14 protein-coding genes are annotated in these 16966 nt (G+C 62.9%); 10 read left to right on the top strand and 4 right to left on the bottom strand.

The genetic code is table 11. The annotated features are described in order from the left end of the window. Positions 1–55 precede the first annotated feature (55 nt). Together mtnC and ACOI7Z_RS00875 are read left to right on the top strand one after the other, a co-directional pair. Positions 56–745 carry an acireductone synthase gene (mtnC, locus tag ACOI7Z_RS00880; protein ID WP_023288816.1) on the top strand — a complete coding sequence of 230 codons (690 nt, stop codon included), beginning with the start codon at positions 56–58 and terminating at the stop codon, positions 743–745. Then, entirely contained in the window at positions 742–1284 is a 543-nt protein-coding gene (locus ACOI7Z_RS00875; protein ID WP_023288815.1) for a 1,2-dihydroxy-3-keto-5-methylthiopentene dioxygenase, read from the top strand. The genes mtnC and ACOI7Z_RS00875 overlap by 4 nt, the downstream gene beginning before the upstream one ends. Positions 1285–1391: 107 nt before the next feature. On the opposite strand, the gene ACOI7Z_RS00870 is transcribed toward ACOI7Z_RS00875, so the two are convergent. Beyond that, positions 1392–3701, bottom strand: coding sequence for a molybdopterin-dependent oxidoreductase (locus tag ACOI7Z_RS00870; RefSeq protein ID WP_087849771.1), 2310 nt, complete (start codon positions 3699–3701; stop codon positions 1392–1394). A 408-nt stretch (positions 3702–4109) separates the two neighbouring features. Here ACOI7Z_RS00870 and ACOI7Z_RS00865 point away from each other — a divergent pair, with 408 nt between their 5' ends. From ACOI7Z_RS00865 to ACOI7Z_RS00845, 5 genes are read left to right on the top strand one after another with little or no spacing between them, the layout of a single operon-like run. Then, on the top strand, positions 4110–5090 hold the full coding sequence (locus ACOI7Z_RS00865) for a sugar ABC transporter substrate-binding protein (protein WP_023288813.1): 981 nt from the start codon (positions 4110–4112) through the stop codon (positions 5088–5090). Positions 5091–5134: 44 nt separating this feature from the next. Next, positions 5135–6637 (top strand): sugar ABC transporter ATP-binding protein, encoded by a 1503-nt coding sequence (locus ACOI7Z_RS00860; RefSeq protein WP_170927868.1) that lies wholly within the window; start codon positions 5135–5137, stop codon positions 6635–6637. Further along, positions 6634–7623: an ABC transporter permease gene (locus ACOI7Z_RS00855; RefSeq protein WP_032455106.1), complete on the top strand. Its 990-nt coding sequence runs from the start codon at positions 6634–6636 to the stop codon at positions 7621–7623. Before ACOI7Z_RS00860 ends, ACOI7Z_RS00855 begins: the two co-directional genes overlap by 4 nt. Next, positions 7620–8624 (top strand): ABC transporter permease, encoded by a 1005-nt coding sequence (locus ACOI7Z_RS00850; protein WP_032455105.1) that lies wholly within the window; start codon positions 7620–7622, stop codon positions 8622–8624. The genes ACOI7Z_RS00855 and ACOI7Z_RS00850 overlap by 4 nt, the downstream gene beginning before the upstream one ends. A gap of 11 nt (positions 8625–8635) precedes the next feature. Then, positions 8636–9577 carry a carbohydrate kinase family protein gene (locus ACOI7Z_RS00845; protein WP_065804700.1) on the top strand — a complete coding sequence of 314 codons (942 nt, stop codon included), beginning with the start codon at positions 8636–8638 and terminating at the stop codon, positions 9575–9577. 41 nt (positions 9578–9618) lie between these two features. Here the strand turns inward: ACOI7Z_RS00845 and ACOI7Z_RS00840 are convergent, their stop codons facing one another. Genes ACOI7Z_RS00840 through ACOI7Z_RS00830 form a run of 3 tightly spaced genes read right to left on the bottom strand, consistent with a single transcriptional unit; the run spans position 9619 to position 12761 of the window. Beyond that, a complete protein-coding gene (locus ACOI7Z_RS00840) occupies positions 9619–10647 on the bottom strand; it encodes a 2-hydroxyacid dehydrogenase (RefSeq protein WP_023288808.1) in 1029 nt (342 codons plus the stop codon). Beyond that, a complete protein-coding gene (locus tag ACOI7Z_RS00835; protein WP_086075245.1) occupies positions 10644–12140 on the bottom strand; it encodes an FGGY-family carbohydrate kinase in 1497 nt (498 codons plus the stop codon). Before ACOI7Z_RS00835 ends, ACOI7Z_RS00840 begins: the two co-directional genes overlap by 4 nt. A 12-nt stretch (positions 12141–12152) precedes the next feature. Beyond that, the gene (locus ACOI7Z_RS00830) at positions 12153–12761 is read right to left on the bottom strand and encodes a methylthioribulose 1-phosphate dehydratase (RefSeq protein ID WP_087849773.1); all 609 of its coding nucleotides are present in this window, start codon (positions 12759–12761) and stop codon (positions 12153–12155) included. Between the two features lie 452 nt (positions 12762–13213). On the opposite strand from ACOI7Z_RS00830, the gene codB reads away from it, so the two are divergent. Genes codB through codA form a run of 3 tightly spaced genes read left to right on the top strand, consistent with a single transcriptional unit; the run spans position 13214 to position 16943 of the window. Further along, the gene (gene codB, locus ACOI7Z_RS00825) at positions 13214–14476 is read left to right on the top strand and encodes a cytosine permease (protein ID WP_044521587.1); all 1263 of its coding nucleotides are present in this window, start codon (positions 13214–13216) and stop codon (positions 14474–14476) included. Then, positions 14473–15708, top strand: a complete 1236-nt coding sequence (locus tag ACOI7Z_RS00820; RefSeq protein WP_023288805.1) for a PucR family transcriptional regulator — start codon at positions 14473–14475, stop codon at positions 15706–15708. The genes codB and ACOI7Z_RS00820 overlap by 4 nt, the downstream gene beginning before the upstream one ends. Then, positions 15705–16943, top strand: a complete 1239-nt coding sequence (gene codA, locus ACOI7Z_RS00815; RefSeq protein ID WP_023288804.1) for a cytosine deaminase — start codon at positions 15705–15707, stop codon at positions 16941–16943. The genes ACOI7Z_RS00820 and codA overlap by 4 nt, the downstream gene beginning before the upstream one ends. Positions 16944–16966 lie beyond the last annotated feature (23 nt).

Raw genomic sequence — 16966 nt, 5'->3', positions numbered from 1 at the left:
GCTTAGACGTCTAAATGCTAATGTTATTCCACGCTACGCCCACTCTGGAGAAACCATGATCCGCGCCATCGTGACCGATATAGAAGGCACCACCAGCGATATCCGCTTCGTGCATAACGTGCTGTTCCCCTACGCCCGCGAACGACTGGCCGGCTTTGTGACCGCTCAACAGCACGCTGAACCGGTGAGAACCATCCTCGACAACTTGCGCCGCGAGACAGACGCCCCCGCCGCCAGCACCGCCGACCTGATTGCTACCCTCTTCGCTTTTATGGACGAAGATCGGAAATCCACTGCGCTGAAGGCGCTGCAGGGGATCATCTGGCGCGATGGCTACCTCAACGGCGACTTTACCGGCCATCTCTACCCGGACGTGCTGCCGGCGCTGGAGAAATGGAAAGCACAGGGCATTGATCTGTATGTATATTCTTCTGGCTCCGTGGCAGCGCAGAAATTGTTATTTGGCTACAGCGATGAAGGTGATATTACTCATCTGTTTACGGGCTATTTCGATACCCTGGTAGGCGCCAAACGCGAAGCGCAGTCCTACCGCAATATTGCTGAACACCTGGGCCACGCCCCCGGGGCCATCCTGTTCCTGTCGGATATCCATCAGGAACTCGACGCCGCCGAAGCCGCGGGGTTGCGCACTGTCCAGCTGGTACGCGGCGACCGCGACCCGGCAAGCCGCCACCCTCAGGTTCAGCGTTTTGACGACATTCATCCGGAGCAGATCCCAGCATGAGCGCATTAACCCTTTTTTCCGTGAAAGATCCGCAAACGCCGGTCTGGCACAGCACCGACGCCAAAGCGATTCAGGAGCAGCTTAACGCCAAAGGCGTCCGTTTTGAGCGCTGGCAGGCTGACCGCGATCTCGGCGCGGCCCCCAGCGCAGAAACAGTGATTGCCGCCTATCAGCATGCGATTGACAAACTGGTCGCCGAAAAGGGCTATCAGAGCTGGGACGTCATCAGCCTGCGCGCCGATAACCCGCAGAAAGAGGCGCTGCGGGAAAAATTCCTGAACGAACACACTCATGGCGAAGACGAGGTCCGGTTTTTTGTCGAGGGCGCCGGCCTGTTCTGCCTGCACATTGGCGACGAGGTGTTCCAGGTGCTGTGCGAAAAGAACGATCTGATTTCGGTTCCCGCCCACACTCCGCACTGGTTTGATATGGGTTCAGAACCGAACTTTACCGCCATTCGCATTTTTGATAACCCGGAAGGCTGGATCGCCCAGTTTACCGGCGACGATATCGCCAGCGCCTACCCACGGCTGGCGTAACGTCGCCCTGTCATCAGTCTTAAACCGCCTGACGCGCGCTATCCCGGAGGCGGCGCATACCGCGCCTTCTCCGGGATAGCCGACCCGCCACCGGCGATCCCTGACACCTAAACCGCAATAAACTTCGGCGGGTCAAAGGCGGTGATCGGCGGCAGTTCCTCTCGCCACGGGGCGATCTCCACCCAACAGCTCTGGGCGCTACAGCCCTGTCCCAGGCGCGAACTGCCGCGATCCTCGGTTAACACGTTGGGATTACCGTGCTTATCGAGGGATCCTTTTTCATTCGGATCCAGAGGGTCATACCAGGCGCCGGTGGACATCTGTACCACCCCCGGCAAAATCTGCTCGCTCAGGTGCACGCCCGCCAGAATCGCCCCACGGTCGTTATACACTTTCACCACGCTGCCTTCGCGGATGTCTCTTGCCTGCGCATCCTGCGGATGCATCCACAACGGCTCGCGTCCCTGAATTTTCGTCGCCCGGCTAACGCTGCCGTGGTCGTACTGACTGTGCAGACGGGCGCGCGGCTGACTGGAGAGCAGATGAAGCGGCCAGCGCGCCGCCTCCTGTCGCTGCCGGGCGGCCTCTTCCTCATCCCACCAGGGATGGCCGGGGCATTCGCGATAGCCAAACCCGGCGACGGTAGCGGAAAAGAGTTCAATCTTGCCGGAGGGCGTGGAAAGCGGATAGCGCTGCGGATCGGCGCGAAAATCGGCGAGAAAGACCTGCGGCCGCGCCGGCGCGCTGTACTCCAGCACCCCTTGCTGCCAGAAGTCTTCGAACGAGGGCAGCGCAATGCCCTCCTCCTGCGCCCGCGGTCTTGACTCCTCATAGAGATGGCGCAGCCACTGCCCGGCGTCCCGCCCCTCGCTGAACTGTTCTCCGAAGCCCAACCGCCCGGCAAGATCGAGGAAAATAGCGTAATCATCACGCGCCTCGCCCACCGGCGGGATCTGCGCGCTCATGGCAATCATAAACCCGTCGTGACCGCCGCTGCCGATATCCTCTCGCTCCAGCGAGGTGGTAGCCGGCAGAACGATGTCGGAGAATTTGGCCTGCGCGGTCCAGTACTGCTCATGCACCACCACCGTCTCCGGACGGCGCCAGGCCTCGCACAGTCGGTTAATATCCTGGTGATGATGAAACGCATTGCCTCCCGCCCAGTAGACCAGACGGATGTCGGGATAATGCAGCTGCTGACCGTCGAACTCATAGGCTTCTCCCGGGTGCAGCAGCATATCGGACAGCCGCGCCACCGGGATGACGCTGTCCACCGCATTCTCCCCGGCGGGCAGGCGCGGGCCGGAAAACGCTTTTCGCACCGCGCCCGCCAGGTTGGTACAGGCATAGCCAAACCCGAGGCCGCCGCCGGGCGTGCCGATCTGTCCCAGCAGCGCGGTCAGGGCCACCGTCGCCCAGTAGGCCTGCTCCCCCTGACGGGCGCGCTGGATAGACCAGGAGATATTCACCATCGTCCGGTGGCGGGCCATCTCGCGCGCCAGGTCAGCGATGCGCTGCGCGTCCAGGCCGGTTATCGCCGCCGCCCACGCCGGGGTTTTCGCCACGCCGTCATGCTCGCCCAACAGATAGGCGCGATAGGGGGCAAACCCGACGGTATGGCTGGCGACAAACGCCTGGTCGTAGAGGGACTCAACGATCAGCACATAGCTCAGCGCCAGCAGCAGTGCGGTATCGGTGCCCGGCCGAATGGCCAGCCATTCGGCGTCGGCCACCGCGCTGAGGTCATTGCGCACCGGACTGATATTAATAAACCGCGTGCCGTTGGCCTGCATCTTATCCAGCCAGTACGGCAGCATATGGTCATTGGCGCCGCCGCCGTTGACCTGGGCATTGCGCAGCGGCAGACCGCCAATCGCGACAAACAGCTGACACTCCCGCGCCAGCTCGGAAAAATGGGTATGCTGACGGTGCAGCGGGCTCAGCGGCCCAAGAATATGCGGCAGAATGCGCTCGCCCGCGGCGCTGCTATAGGTATTGGTGCTGGCGGTATACCCGCCAAAGCCCTTAAGAAAACGGTGCAGCTGGCTCTGCGCATGGTGAAAGCGCCCGGCGCTGGCCCAGCCGTAGGAGCCGCCGTAAATCGCCTCATTGCCGCAGCGCGCCTTGACCGAGCGCAGCTCGCGAGCCACCAGGTCCAGGGCCACCTCCCAGCTGACTTCGACAAAGGGCTCCTTGCCTCGCCCTTCTCGTGACGCCGGCCCATGCTGCAGATAGCCGGCGCGCACCGCCGGGCGGCGAATGCGCGTTTGGCTGGTCACCGCGTCGGGGAGCGATTGACCGATGCGTGAGGGGTTTTTATCCCAGGGCACCGGCTTAACCGCCACGATCTCGCCCTCGCGGCTCTCCACCTGCCAGGTTCCCCAGTGCATCACCGTATAATTATGCTGTTTCTTCATAGCGCCCGCGTTCTTCTCAGCCTAAGGTTCGTTAAAATAAAGCGGGGAAATGCGGTAATATTGCTTACCCGGCCAGATATTGCTCTGCTAAAAAAAGCGTTAGCCCGCGCAATCTTCTCTTTTTCGCAGTAGAGGCCGTATTTCCCATGCACTCATAATATTAAGAAAATTGTCTTTATCCGCTAAATAAACACAGAACAAACCAAAAATAAAACCACAAAATAAAAAGGCCTACCCGGCATCATGAAATATTTTCAGGTTCTTCATGACAAAATAAACTTTTTCTCTGACGTTTCCGCGATATAACATTGCCGGCATAACTTAGACTTATTTTGTATTTGAGGTGGCGAGGTGCTTCTTGTCATGCTACCGGTCCGCAACCACCTTCATCACAGGATCATAATAACAATGTCGCAGAAGAGAAAATTATTGCCTGCCGCGCTGGGACTGCTTTCCCTTGCTTCGCTGAGCGTCACCGCCGCTGACGCCCTCTCCTTACAGGGAAAAACCATTGGCGTTGCCGTCGTAGGCACCCAGCATTTCTGGGATCGCGAGGCTTTTAAAGGCGCGACAGAGGAAGTGGAGAAGCTGGGGGGCAAAGTCATTGGCGTCGATGGCGGCCGGGATAATCAGGTTCATGCCAATAATCACGATATTTTACTGTCACGCAAGGTGGACGCGGTAATTAGTATTCTCGGCGACAGCGCCGTCGAACCCAAATTTAAAGCATTACGTGATGCCGGCATCCCGGTATTCACCGTGGATCATGTTTCACAATATTCGGTCAACAATTCCACCTCCGATAACTACACTCTGGGCTCCACCATCGGTCGCTACATGGCGGACGAATTAGGCGGCAAAGGTAATGTGGCTGTATTTAACGCGTTCTCCAGCGCGCTGCGTATTTGCGGAATTCGTTACGATCAGTGGAAATATGTCCTTAAGGATTATCCGGATATTCATATTATCCAGCCTGAGCTCGCGGAACAGTTCGCCAACTCGCCGGAAGACGCGCGGAAGAAAACCCTCGAATTACTCAGCCAGTATCCGAAAGGCAAACTGGATGCCATCCATGTCGCCTGCTGGGATCAACCGGCCATCGGTATCGTCCAGGCGCTGGAAGAGACCGGTCGTGATAAGGACGTGAAAGTGACGGCCATCGACGCCGGCCCGGAGACACTGGAGATCATGGCGGAGCCCGGCAGCCCCTTCGTGGCTAACGTCGCACAGCAGCCGCATCTGATCGGCCAGACCTCCGCCGATAACGTGGCCCGCTACTTTGCCGGTCAGAAACTGCCGGTGCAAACCTTTATCCCGGTCATACCGGTGAAAGGTCCGCAGGAAGCGAAAGCGGTGTATAAACAGTTGGGATACGGCGAACTGCAGTGATAAATCAACACCCTGGCGGGGAGCGCCCCGCCGCGGGTCTGGTCATGGACCAGATCGGCAAACGTTTTGCCAGCGTAACGGCGCTTAATGCGGTTACCCTGCGACTCAATCCGGGGGAAATTCATGGCCTGATTGGCGAGAACGGCGCCGGTAAATCGACGCTGATCAAAATCCTCGCCGGCGTCTATCAGGCCGACAGCGGCAGCGCGACCCTCGACGGTCGCCCGCTGCCCCTCGGCAACCCGGCAGCCATCGAAGCCGCCGGCATCCGCGTGATCCACCAGGAGCTCAACCTGATCCCGCACTTTACCGTCGCGGAATCGGTGTTTCTGGGTCAGGAGTATCGTACCCGCTGGGGGGCGCTAGATCGCCGACGGATGAAGGCCGCCACAGCGCAATTTTTCCAGCAAAACTGGCAGCTGGCGATCGACCCCGAACGCCTGGTGCGGGATCTGAGCCTGGCCGAGCGCAAGCTGGTGCAAATCGCCCGCGCGCTGATCGACGGCGCGGCGCGGCTGGTGGTGTTCGACGAGCCCACCGCCCCTCTCGAGGCCCAGGAGGCCAGTCTGGTCTCCTCCGCCATCCTGCGCCTGCGCGACCAGGGCATTGCCATTCTGTATATTTCCCACTACCTCAATGAGATAGCCACCCTTTGCGACCGCGGCACCGTGCTGCGCAACGGGGAAGTGGTCGGCTACCCGGACCGCGACCTGCTGCAGAATACCGAGGCGCTGATCGCCATGATGGTCGGCCGGGAAATCGACCAGCTGTATACCCCGCGCCAGCGCCCGGCGGCAGACAACGGGGCGGCTCCGCTGCTCTCGGTACACCAGCTGAGCGACGGACGGCAGCTGCAGGACCTCTCTTTTGATATTCACCCGGGGGAGATCGTCGGCGTCGCCGGCCTGCTCGGCGCCGGGCGCGATGTGCTGGTTGACTTACTCTACGGCTTACGCCCGGCGGAGCGCGGTACGATCCACCTCGACGGCCAGCCGCGACGTATCCGTACGCCAAAGCAGGCGATCCGCGCCGGAATGGCGCTGGTCCCGCGGGACCGCCGTCATCAGGGGCTGATCCTGCCTTTCACCACCGCTGACAACATTAATCTCGCCTCGCTGCCCGAGACCGCCACCTTTGGCTGGGAGCGGCGGGGGCTTGCCGAGCAGAAAGCGCGCGACTGGATAGCGCAGCTGGCGATCCGCCCGGGACGCCCGGCCCTGCCGGTACGCTACATGAGCGGCGGCAACCAGCAAAAAGCGATCCTCGCCCGCTGGCTCGGCACCGATGCCCGGCTGTTTATTCTCGATGAACCCACCCTTGGGGTTGATATCGGCGCCCGCCGCGATATTTATCAACGTACGCGCCAGCTGGCCGATCAAGGACGGGCGGTGCTGGTCTCCTCCAGCGACGCCACCGAATTACTCGGACTATGCGACCGGATCCTCGTCCTCTGGCGCGGCGCGCTGGCGGCCAATCTGCCCACCCGCGGGCTGACCCTCGACGCCCTGCTGGTGGCGATCAACGGCGGACAGGAGCCTTCACCATGAGTACCGCTATCCAGCGTCGCAGCCGTCCGGGCCTGGCGACGCTTATTGAAAAATTCCCCCTGATCCTGTTTCTGGCGCTGCTGGTGTGGCTGAGCGTGCAGTCGCCCTACTTCCTCAGCTGGCAAAATATCAGCCTGATGCTGGTCCAGAGCGTTCCGCTGGCGATCCTCTGTTTCGGCCTGGTCTGCGTCATCGCCGTTGGCGGAGATGACGTGGTCTCCGGCGGCATCGACCTCTCCCTGCCGGCGACCGCGGTGCTCGGCGTCGCGCTGCTCAGCCTTGGGCTGGCCGAATGGCACACGCCGTATCTCCTGCTGCTGGCGCTGCTGACGGCGGTTTGCCTGCTCTGCGGGGCGATCAACGGCTTCCTGGTGCTGGCGGCCGGCCTGCCGCCGCTGCTGGCCACCCTCTCGACCTCGGTGGCGTTTACCGGCCTGACGGACCTGTTGACCGGCCAGCGGCGCATCGCGGTCAGCGATCCGCTGATGGTCGCCTTTCGCGATAACAGCGTGCTGGGCCTGCCCTGGCCGCTGGTCTATCTGCTGGGGGTGTTTATCCTGTTCCAGTTCCTGCTCCATCATTCCCGCTTCGGCCAGCATGTGCAGGCGGTGGGCGGCAATCGCGATATGGCGCAGATGAGCGGCCTGAACGTGCGCCGCTTAACCCTGCTGGTCTGGCTGTTAGCGGGCATCGCCGCCGGGCTGGCTATTCTGCCGCTGCTCAGCCAGGGCTCCGGCAGCTCCAGCGGAACGGCTACGCCGCTGCTGCTGGAAACCGTGCTGGCGACCTTTATCGGCGCCGCCTTCTCGCGTCGTCGGGTGGTCACCATCTGGGGCGCGCTGCTGGGGGCGATTCTGGTTAACGCCCTCTCTAACGGGCTCGGCCTGCTGGGGGTCAATATCTTCTGGATGGGCGCCATTAAAGGCGGCCTGATCCTGGTGGTGCTGGCGGCATCGGCGGTCAGACACAAAGGAGGCGAGGCATGAGCCAAATCACCCTGAAAACCCCAGCGCCTGCGGAACAGACGGTCAGCAGCCCGCTGGCCTGGCTGTCGCGGGCCGGATTCGGCGTTATCACCCTGCTGGCCATTGCCCTGTTCGGCTGGGCGAATCCGGTATTTTTAACCGTGGATAACTGGGCCAACCTGCTGCAGGGCAGCGCGATCCTGCTGATTGTGGCGATGGCGATGACCCTGATCGTCAGCGCGGGCGCGATTGACCTTTCGGTAGGCGTCGCGCTCGATTTTGGCGCCGCCTTCGCCCTCGTCGCCCTGAAAACCTGGCATCTGCCGTGGCAGGCGGCGGTGGGCTGCGCCCTGCTCGGCGGGGTGCTGATTGGCCTGCTCAATGCTTTTCTGATCCTCATCTGTCGGATCCGCCCCTTCCTCGCCACCCTCGGCACCTGGTTTATCGCCAGCAGCGCGGAACGCATCTATACCGATGGCGGCGGCGCGATAGCCTATCGGCGGATGGCCCCCGAGTATCACGACCTGGCGGTGGGTAACCTTGGCGGCATCCCCACGCCGGTCGCGATCGTGCTGGCGCTGTGGCTGGCGGCCTGGCTGGTCACTGAGCGTACCCTGTGGGGCAAATATATCCGCGCCATCGGTCAGAACAGCGAAGCGGCGCGCATCGCCGGGATCCGCGATCGCCTGACCATGCTCGGCGTGCTGGTGGCCGCCTCGGCCCTCTGCGCCGTCGGCGGGGTGATCCTCTCCGCCAACCTGCGGCAATTTACCCCGCTGGCCGGGCAGTCTTATCTGATGGACGCCATTGCGGCGGTGTTTATCGGCACCGCCTTTAACCGTCTGGGCCGGGTCAGCATCGCCGGCACGCTGGGCGGCGTGCTGTTCCTCGCCATTATTGATAATGGTCTGAACCTGATGGGGCTCAATTATCTGGTGAAAGACGCGCTGGTCGGCGTGATTCTGGTGGTGGCCCTCGCCCTATCCTTCTGGCAGGCGCGCCTGCGCCAAACGCATCGCTAAACGGGAGAACGATGGCAACCTTTGACGCCGTGTTTGTCGGCCTGACTATTCTGGATATCGCCGGGCGCCCGGTGGTGGCGATCCCGCCGCGCGGCGGCGTCGCCTTTATTGAGCAAATTCGCCTCAACCCCGCCGGCACCGCCGCGGGGGCCAATATTAACGCCGCGAAGCTCGGGATCCGCACCGCAGCGGTGGCCTGCCTGGGCGAAGATGAAAAAGCCGACTTTATCCTCGCCAGCTATGCCCGGCTGGGCATCGACTGCTCGCTTATCCAGCGCACCGCGCTGAAGGAGACCTCGGCGACGATCCTGCCGATTCGCCCCAACGGCGAACGTCCGGCCCTGCACTGCCGGGGCGCGTCTGACGCCCTGTTCGTCAGTGAGGCGGAATTTGACGCCGTCCTTGACTGTCGCTTCCTGCATCACGGCGGGACCGGACTGCTGGCGGCAATGGACCAGGGACAGAGCGCGCGGCTGTTGCAGGCGGCCAAAGCGCGCGGGGTCACCACCAGCTTTGATCTTATCGCCCCGAATGAACACACCCTGGAACTGCTGCGGCCCCTTCTGCCGTCGGTGGATTATTTCATGCCTTCCCTGGAGGAAGCCGCCTTTCTCTCCGGGGAGACACAGCCGGAGGCCATCGCCCGCTTTTTCTTTGCGCTGGGCGTGGGCACCTGCATTCTGAAAGACGGCGAGAACGGCTCCTGGCTTATCGGCCGCGATGGCGCGCTGGAGCATATTGCGCCGTGGCCGGTCGAGGCGGTGGATACCACCGGCTGCGGCGACAGCTACTGCGGCGGGTTTATAGCCGCGCTGGCGCGCGGACTCAGCGTGAAAGCAGCGTGCGACGTCGCCTCGGCGGTGGCCGCGCTGGTGGCGACCGGGATGGGATCGGATGCCGGGGTGGTGGACTGGGAACAGACCCGGGCTTTTATGGCGGCCCATCGCCCCTGACGCTGGACCCGCGCCGCCGCAGGCGCGGCGGCGCAAGCGGCTTAACGCCACTGGTACAGCAGCGGCTCTCCGGCGACATAGCGCTGAAGATCGGCGGCAATCATCGCCGTGTGTTTGGCGATACTCTCCCGGGTAGCCCCGGCGATATGCGGCGTAATAATCACGTTATCAAACTCGGTGACAAATGGGTGATCGCGCCACAGCGGTTCGCGGTGATACACGTCCAGCGCCGCGCCGCCCAGCGGGCCGTGACGCAGGGCATCAATCAGCGCCGCTTCGTCGACCACCGCCGCGCGGGAGGTATTGATCAGCAGCGCGCCGGGCTTCATGCTGTTTAACAGCGCCGCATTCACCAGCCCGTCGCTGTGCGGTCCGCTGCTCAGATGCAGGCTGACGATATCCGCGTCGCGGAACAGCGCCTCGAGGGTCGTTTTCTGTAGCCCTGGCTCATTGATATCCTCTGCGGCGACGAACGGATCCACCACCCGCACCGCCATGCCGAACGCCCGGGCGATACGCGCCACCCGGCGGCCAATGTTGCCATAGCCCACCAGCCCCAACGTTTTATTGCGCAGTTCACTGCCCTTAAACACTTCATAGGGGCTTTCCGGGCTCACGTCCCAGACCACATCGCGCCGCAGGCCCTGCTGAGTGGCGGCGGCGGCATTATCAGCCTGCGTGAACTCCCCCCGCTTCAGCGCCGCATGGGATTGCGGAATGTGGCGCGCCAGGCTGAGCATCAGGCCAAGCGTCAGCTCCGCGGCGGCATCGGCATTGCGCCCCGGGGTGTAGAGCACCCGAATGCCGCGCGCCTGCGCGGCCTGAGTATCAATATTCACCGGATTGGCGCGGGTACAGGCGATCACCTGCAGACGCGGACAGGCGGCCATCACCGCGTCCGTCACTTCATCATAGCTGGTCACCAGCACCTCGGCGTCGTGGGCCAGCTCAATCAGCTGGCCGGCGCTGAGTTTCGGTTTGCCCAGCGCCCATCCCTCCACCAGCAGCTCGCCCAGCTGGTGGAAGGCGCTAAGGTCGCCAGCATGCTCGGCGGTAAAAACGATTTTCATGGTTGTACTTCCTGAGAAAGACGTTGAAGAGCGGCCTGCCTGGCCTGCCATACCGGCAGCATCTGCTCGCGCAGCAGGCGATAAACGGGATACAGCGCCGCATAGCGGGCATGCGCCTGAGGGCGCGGCTGATAGCGGGTCTGCGCCAGCGGAGGCGTCTCGGCCAGCGCAGCGACGCTGCGGGCCGCCAGAATCGCCGCCCCGCGCGCACTCAGTTCGTTAAAGGCGCTGGAGACCACCGTGCGCCCGGTACAGTCGGCGATAATCTGCAGCCAGGTGGCCGAGGCGGCGCCGCCGCCGGTCAGATACAGCTCGCCGCCCTGCGGATAACCCTGCAGCGCATCGACAATGGCGAAGGCCAGGCCTTCAAACACCGCGCGCTGCAGTTCGGCGCGGGTGGTGTGCGGGCTAATGCCGATAAAGCCGGCCCGCGCGTCGGGACTGTAAAACGGCGCGCGTTCGCCATTGAGGTACGGCTGCCAGAAGACGCCGCCGCTGCCCGGCTCCACGTCCGCGATCGCCTGCTCCAGCCGACCCAGATCGGCGTCCAGCGAAATATGCTGCTGCAGCCAGTCAATGTTTGGCGTACCGGCCTGCATCGGAAACAGCGAGATCACCTGCCCGGCTTCGGTATGGGTGACGAAGCGCGTCGCCTCGTTCACCGTCTGCGGGCCGCGGCAGACGATCCCGGTGCAGCAGGTGGTGCCGAGGATCGTGTAGATGTCCCCTTCGTTGACCGCGCCGCAGCCCAGCGCGGCGCTGCAGACATCCAGCGCCCCGGCGGCCACCGGCGTCGCGGCGGGCAGCCCGGTCAGCGCCGCCACCGCGTCGCTCAGCGTGCCGGCCGGAGCATCCGGAGCCAGCAGCGGGGGAAACAGCGGCAGCAGTTCGTCCAGCCCCATCTCGTTCATCACCACCGAGGACCAGCTGCCGCTCTGCTGATTGAGTAACGAGCTGCTGGCGTCCGTCAGCTCCAGCGCCGCCACGCCGGTCAGGCGAAAGCGGATCCAGTCCTTGGCGAAAAACAGATAGCGCGCGGCCGCCAGCCGCTCCGGCTGATACTGTTTCAGCCAGTACAGCTGCAGGCTGGTATTGCAGGGCTGCAGGTGGGTGCCGGTATCGGCGAAATAGCGGCGGTCAAAGCCGGGCCGGCGCAGCAGGTCGCTCATCAGCGCGTGGCTGCGGGTATCGCTCCACAGGATCCCCGGACCCACCGGTTCGCCCTGCTCATCGCTGAGCCAGACTCCCTCCCCTTGCCCGGCGAGGCCGATGGCCCGCAGCCGCCCCGCCTGCAGTGCCGGGTGGCGGGCAATCTGGCGCAGAATAGCCAGCACCGAATGCCACAGCTGGGTCATATCCTGTTCCGCGTAGCCATTGGCCGACAGGCGGGGGGAGGTGTTTTCCGCGGCGCTGGCGCACGCGGTGAAATGCTGATCAAACAGCACCGCTTTCACCCGGGAGGTGCCGATATCGATACCAAGATAAAAATCCATACCTGCTCCGGCTCAGGGCTCGTAGCGGCGGCGCATCAGCTCGCACTCGAACAGGAACTCCAGCCCTTCCAGTTGTCGGCGGGCCTCCTGAATATCTTTCCCCCAGCAGGTCAGGCCATGTCCGCGCAGCAGAAAGCCGTAGCGCAGCGGGCGGGTTTGCGCATAATCGGCAATCCGCGCCGCCAGGGCGTCAATATCCTGATCGTTATCGAAGATGGCGACCGGAACGGTGTCGAGATGGCTGTGCTGCCCGCTGAGGGTTTTCTGCATTTCATACCCCTGCAGCGCCAGCGTGTCGCTTTTTTCGATGCGCGACAGCACGGTGGCGTTGACGGTATGCACATGCAGCACCACGCTGGCCTCCGGGAACAGGCGATAGACCAGCGTGTGCAGGCCGGTCTCGGCCGACGGTTTCCGTCCGGAAGGGGCCTGGTTGGTGGCGATCTCCACCTGCAGGAAATCCTCGGTCGTCAGGCTGCCTTTGTCGCGGCCCGACTCGCTTAGCCAGCACCAGGTGTCATCCTGACGCACCGACATATTGCCGCCGGTCGCCGGCGCCCAGCCTTTCGCGCCGATCCAATGACAGGTGGTGACCAGTTGCGCGAGTCTTTCTTGCCACATAGCAGTTCCTTAGGTTAGCGATGATTTATTTAGCCGTCTAAATGGCTATTTACCCGATACTAACACCGCTAACCGGAGGGAACAATATTTCAGGAAACACGCATAAGACAAATGGTTATATCATAAATGCATATTAAATAACCTTTATTCACAGCAATTTAACCAACCGCGGTGAGTCCGCTACGATTCCCTCCTGTCTGGCGCCAAAACGCTGGCGGATTCTGCTGACTGAAATTCTCCGCCTGCGCCGGGAATACCGTCGCCGCTCTCCTCTGCCCCCGACTGGTGCAAAACATGGCAGGATGCACACTAAAATGGCATTACTCCCCCTGCATCCTGCAATAACTGTGCATATTGCACACCGCGCGCTATTCCCCGTGCCCGGTTTTTCCTGGCACATCTCTTGCTACTTCCGGCTATCACCGCCCATCTAACCAGCCAGAGGTTCCAGGATGTCAAACAGCAATGATTTTCCCCTCGTCGAAGCGCCCGCCGCCGGACGTAAAGGCGTATTTTCCATCGCCATGGTGTTATTCAGCTTTACCTTTTTCACCGGCACGATGTTCGCCGGCGGTAAACTCGGCGTCTCCTTTTCCATCGTCAATCTGCTGTGGATAGCCTTCATCGGCAACGCCTTGCTGGCCCTGTATGCCGCATCGCTGGGCTGGATCGCCGCGCGCAGCGGCCTGAATACGGTGCTGATGGGCCGCTTCTGCTTCGGCGAGATCGGCAGCAAGCTGGCCGATTTTATCCTTGGCTTCGCCGAGCTGGGCTGGTACGCGTGGGGGACGGCCACGGTCGCTATCTCGCTGGTGAAGATCCTCGCCCTGCCCGAGGCGCTGACCCTGCCGCTGATGGTGCTGTTTGGCATTCTGTTCTGCGTCACCGCGCTGGTGGGCTACAAGGGGCTGGACGCGCTGTCGCGCCTGTCGGTGCCGCTGATGTTCGTGCTGCTGGTGGTCTCCATGTATCTGGCGCTGCGCCACGCCGGCGGCTGGCAGGCGATGACCCGCATTGCGCCAGGCGACGCCATGACCTGGTCGGCGGCCATCACCATGGTCTTTGGCACCTTCGCCAGCGGCGCCACCCAGGCGACAAACTGGACCCGGCTGGCCAACTCCAGCCGTACCGCCATTCTCGCCAGCATGGGCAGCTTCCTCGTCGGCAACGGGCTGATGATCGTCGCCGGCGCCTGGTGCGCTATCGTCTATCAACAGGCCGATATCGTCGAAGTGCTGATCCTGCAGGGGCTGTCGGTGGCCGCAGTGATCATGCTGTGTCTCAATCTGCTGACCATCCAGGGCCCCACCATCTATAACGTCTCCGCCGCCGCCTGCCATCTGCTGCGCAGCGAACGTCGCCGCACGCTGACCCTCGCCGCCGCCGGGGTGGGCATTGTGCTGGCCATTGGCGGTATGTACGAAATGCTGATCCCGTTCCTCGTGCTGCTGGGCAGCATTATCCCGCCCATCGGCGGGGTGATCCTCGCCGACTACTGGTTCGCCCGCGGCGGGCGCTATCCCCTGCTGCAGAACGCCCGCCTGCCGCGTTTTAACTGGCTGGGACTCGGCGCCTACGCCGCCGGCGCGGTGGTGGCTTATCTGTCGCCGTGGATCGCGCCGCTGGTGGGGATCACCGTCTCCGCGCTGGTCTATATCGCCCTGACCCTGCTAAGCAAGCGTCAGCCTGCCGCCGTCGCGGAGCAGGAGCCATGAGCCTGACGGTCAGTGAACTGCTGGCCCTTGAGGGACTCTCCGCCCTGCGTCTGCGGGCGGGAAAGCAAGGGCTGCAGCGGGCGGTACGCTGGTACTACGTGGCGGAAAATGAGCACATCGCCGAGTGGATCATGGGCGGCGAGTTGGTCTTTATTACTGGCATCAACCATCCCCGGGATGAAGCCAACCTGATCCAGCTGCTGATGGAGGGCAAACAGCGCGGCATCGCCGGGATGGTGATCCTCACCGGCGAGGCCTATATCCACGCCATTCCCGCCACGCTGATCGCCCTTGCCGACGAGCTGGGCATTCCGCTGATCGAGCAGCCCTACCTGCTGAAGATGGTGATTGTCACCGAGCGGGTCGGCACCGCGCTGGTCCGCAGCGAAAGCGCCCTGCAGTCGCAGCGCGACATCCTGATGCAGCTGGTCACTGGCGACTATCCGGACCTGCAGATGCTCCACCAGCGCGCCCTCCACCAGCAGCTCGATTTTACCCGCCCGCTGCGGCTGGCGGCGCTGCGCCTGGAGGGACTGTCCCGCCTGTTTCGCCAGTTTCCGCCCGAACAGGCCGAAGCCTGGCTGCAGCAGGCCCACCGCAGCGTGCGCCAGCAGCTGCAGCTGCAGCTCAACCAGCAGGGCAACCCCTTCCCGCTGCTGGAGCGCAGCAACATGTTCCTTTTCCTGCTGCCGGATGAGGAGGGGGAAGGCTTTCAGCAGAAAAAGTGGCTGCAGCAGTGGCTGCAGACGCTGGCGGAGGGAGAAGAGAGTTTGTCGCTGCTCTGCGGCCTTTCCGCGCCGGTCAGGCAGCTGCAGGGCTACCCGCGGGCGCTGTCGCAGGCGCGTCAGGCGCTGGATCTTTGCGATACCCTGCGGCCGACCCAGCGGATCAGCGACTATCAGCAGCTGGGGTTTATCAAACTGCTGTCCGCGGTCAGCGACCCGGCGCTGCTCAACGATTTTATGCACGACACCCTGGGCTGCCTGATCGAGCCGGGCCGTAAAGCGCCGTGGCTGCTGCTGGAGACCCTCGAGACGCTGCAGCAGGAGAACGGCAACGTGGTGCGGGCCGCCGACCGGCTGGGTCTCCATCGCAACACCCTGCATCAGCGCATCCAGCGTATTGAAAAACTGACCGGCTACCCGGTCAGCCACCCTCAGTTTCATCTCAACGCCTCGGTCGCGCTGGTGATCTGGCGTTTATCGCAAAACCATTTACAGGACCAACCATGAAAATTGTTAACGCCCGCCTGCGCCGCCAGGAGGCGCTGTTTACCCTTGAGCTGCAGGACGGCCTGATTCAGCGCATGACCGCCCAAACCGCGATGCAGACCGCCGTCGCCGGCGATATCGACGCCCAGGGCCGGCTGGCGATCCCCCCCTTCGTCGAGCCGCATATTCATCTTGACGCCACCCTCACCGCGGGCGAGCCGGAGTGGAACCGCAGCGGCACCCTGTTTGAAGGCATCACCCGCTGGAGCCAGCGCAAAGCGAGCATCACCCCGGAGGACACCCGCCAGCGGGCGCTGAAAACCATCGGCATGCTGCGCGATTTCGGCGTCCAGCACGTCCGGACCCATGTGGATGTCACCGACCCGTCGCTGTCGGCCCTGCAGGCGCTGCTGGCGGTGAAAAAAGAGGCCGCCGATCTCATCGATCTGCAGATTGTCGCCTTTCCGCAGGAGGGGATTGAATCCTACCCCGACGGTCGGGGGCTGATGACGCGCGCCATCGAGATGGGCGCCGACGTGGTGGGCGGTATTCCGCACTATGAAAACACCCGCGACAAAGGGGTCAGTTCGGTGATGTTTTTGATGGACCTCGCCCAGCGCTATGGCCGCCTGGTGGATGTCCACTGCGATGAAATCGACGATCCGCAGTCGCGTTTCCTCGAAGTGCTGGCGGAAGAGGCCCGGGTGCGCGGTATGGGGGCGCAGGTCACCGCCAGCCACACCTGCGCGATGGGCTCTTATGACAACGCCTACTGTTCGAAGCTGTTTCGCCTGCTGAAAGCCTCGGGGATCAACTTTATCTCCTGCCCGACCGAAAGCATTCATCTGCAGGGCCGGTTTGACAGCTGGCCGAAACGGCGCGGCGTCACCCGGGTGGCGGAGCTGGATCGCGCCGGCATCAACGTCTGCTTTGCTCAGGACTCGATTCAGGATCCGTGGTATCCGCTGGGGAACGGCAATATCCTGCGCATTCTGGATGCCGGACTGCACATCTGCCATATGCTCGGCTATGACGATCTGCAGCGCTGCCTCGACTTCGTCACCGACAACAGCGCCCGGGCGCTCTGTCTGGGCGATAACTACGGCCTCGCCGAAGGCCGCCCGGCTAACCTGCTGATCCTCGATGCGGAAAACGACTACGAGGCCGTCCGCCGCCAGGCGCGGGTGCTAACCTCCATTCGCCACGGTAAGGTGATTTTGCAGCGTGAGGTGGAGCACATCCGCTACCCGGCATAAGGCGCAAGGCGCTGCGCGTCGGC

It is taken from the genome of Klebsiella sp. C283 (assembly GCF_048822555.1).
In the GTDB taxonomy this organism is placed as follows: domain Bacteria; phylum Pseudomonadota; class Gammaproteobacteria; order Enterobacterales; family Enterobacteriaceae; genus Klebsiella; species Klebsiella quasipneumoniae.
This window is presented reverse-complemented; position numbering and strand designations above follow the sequence as displayed.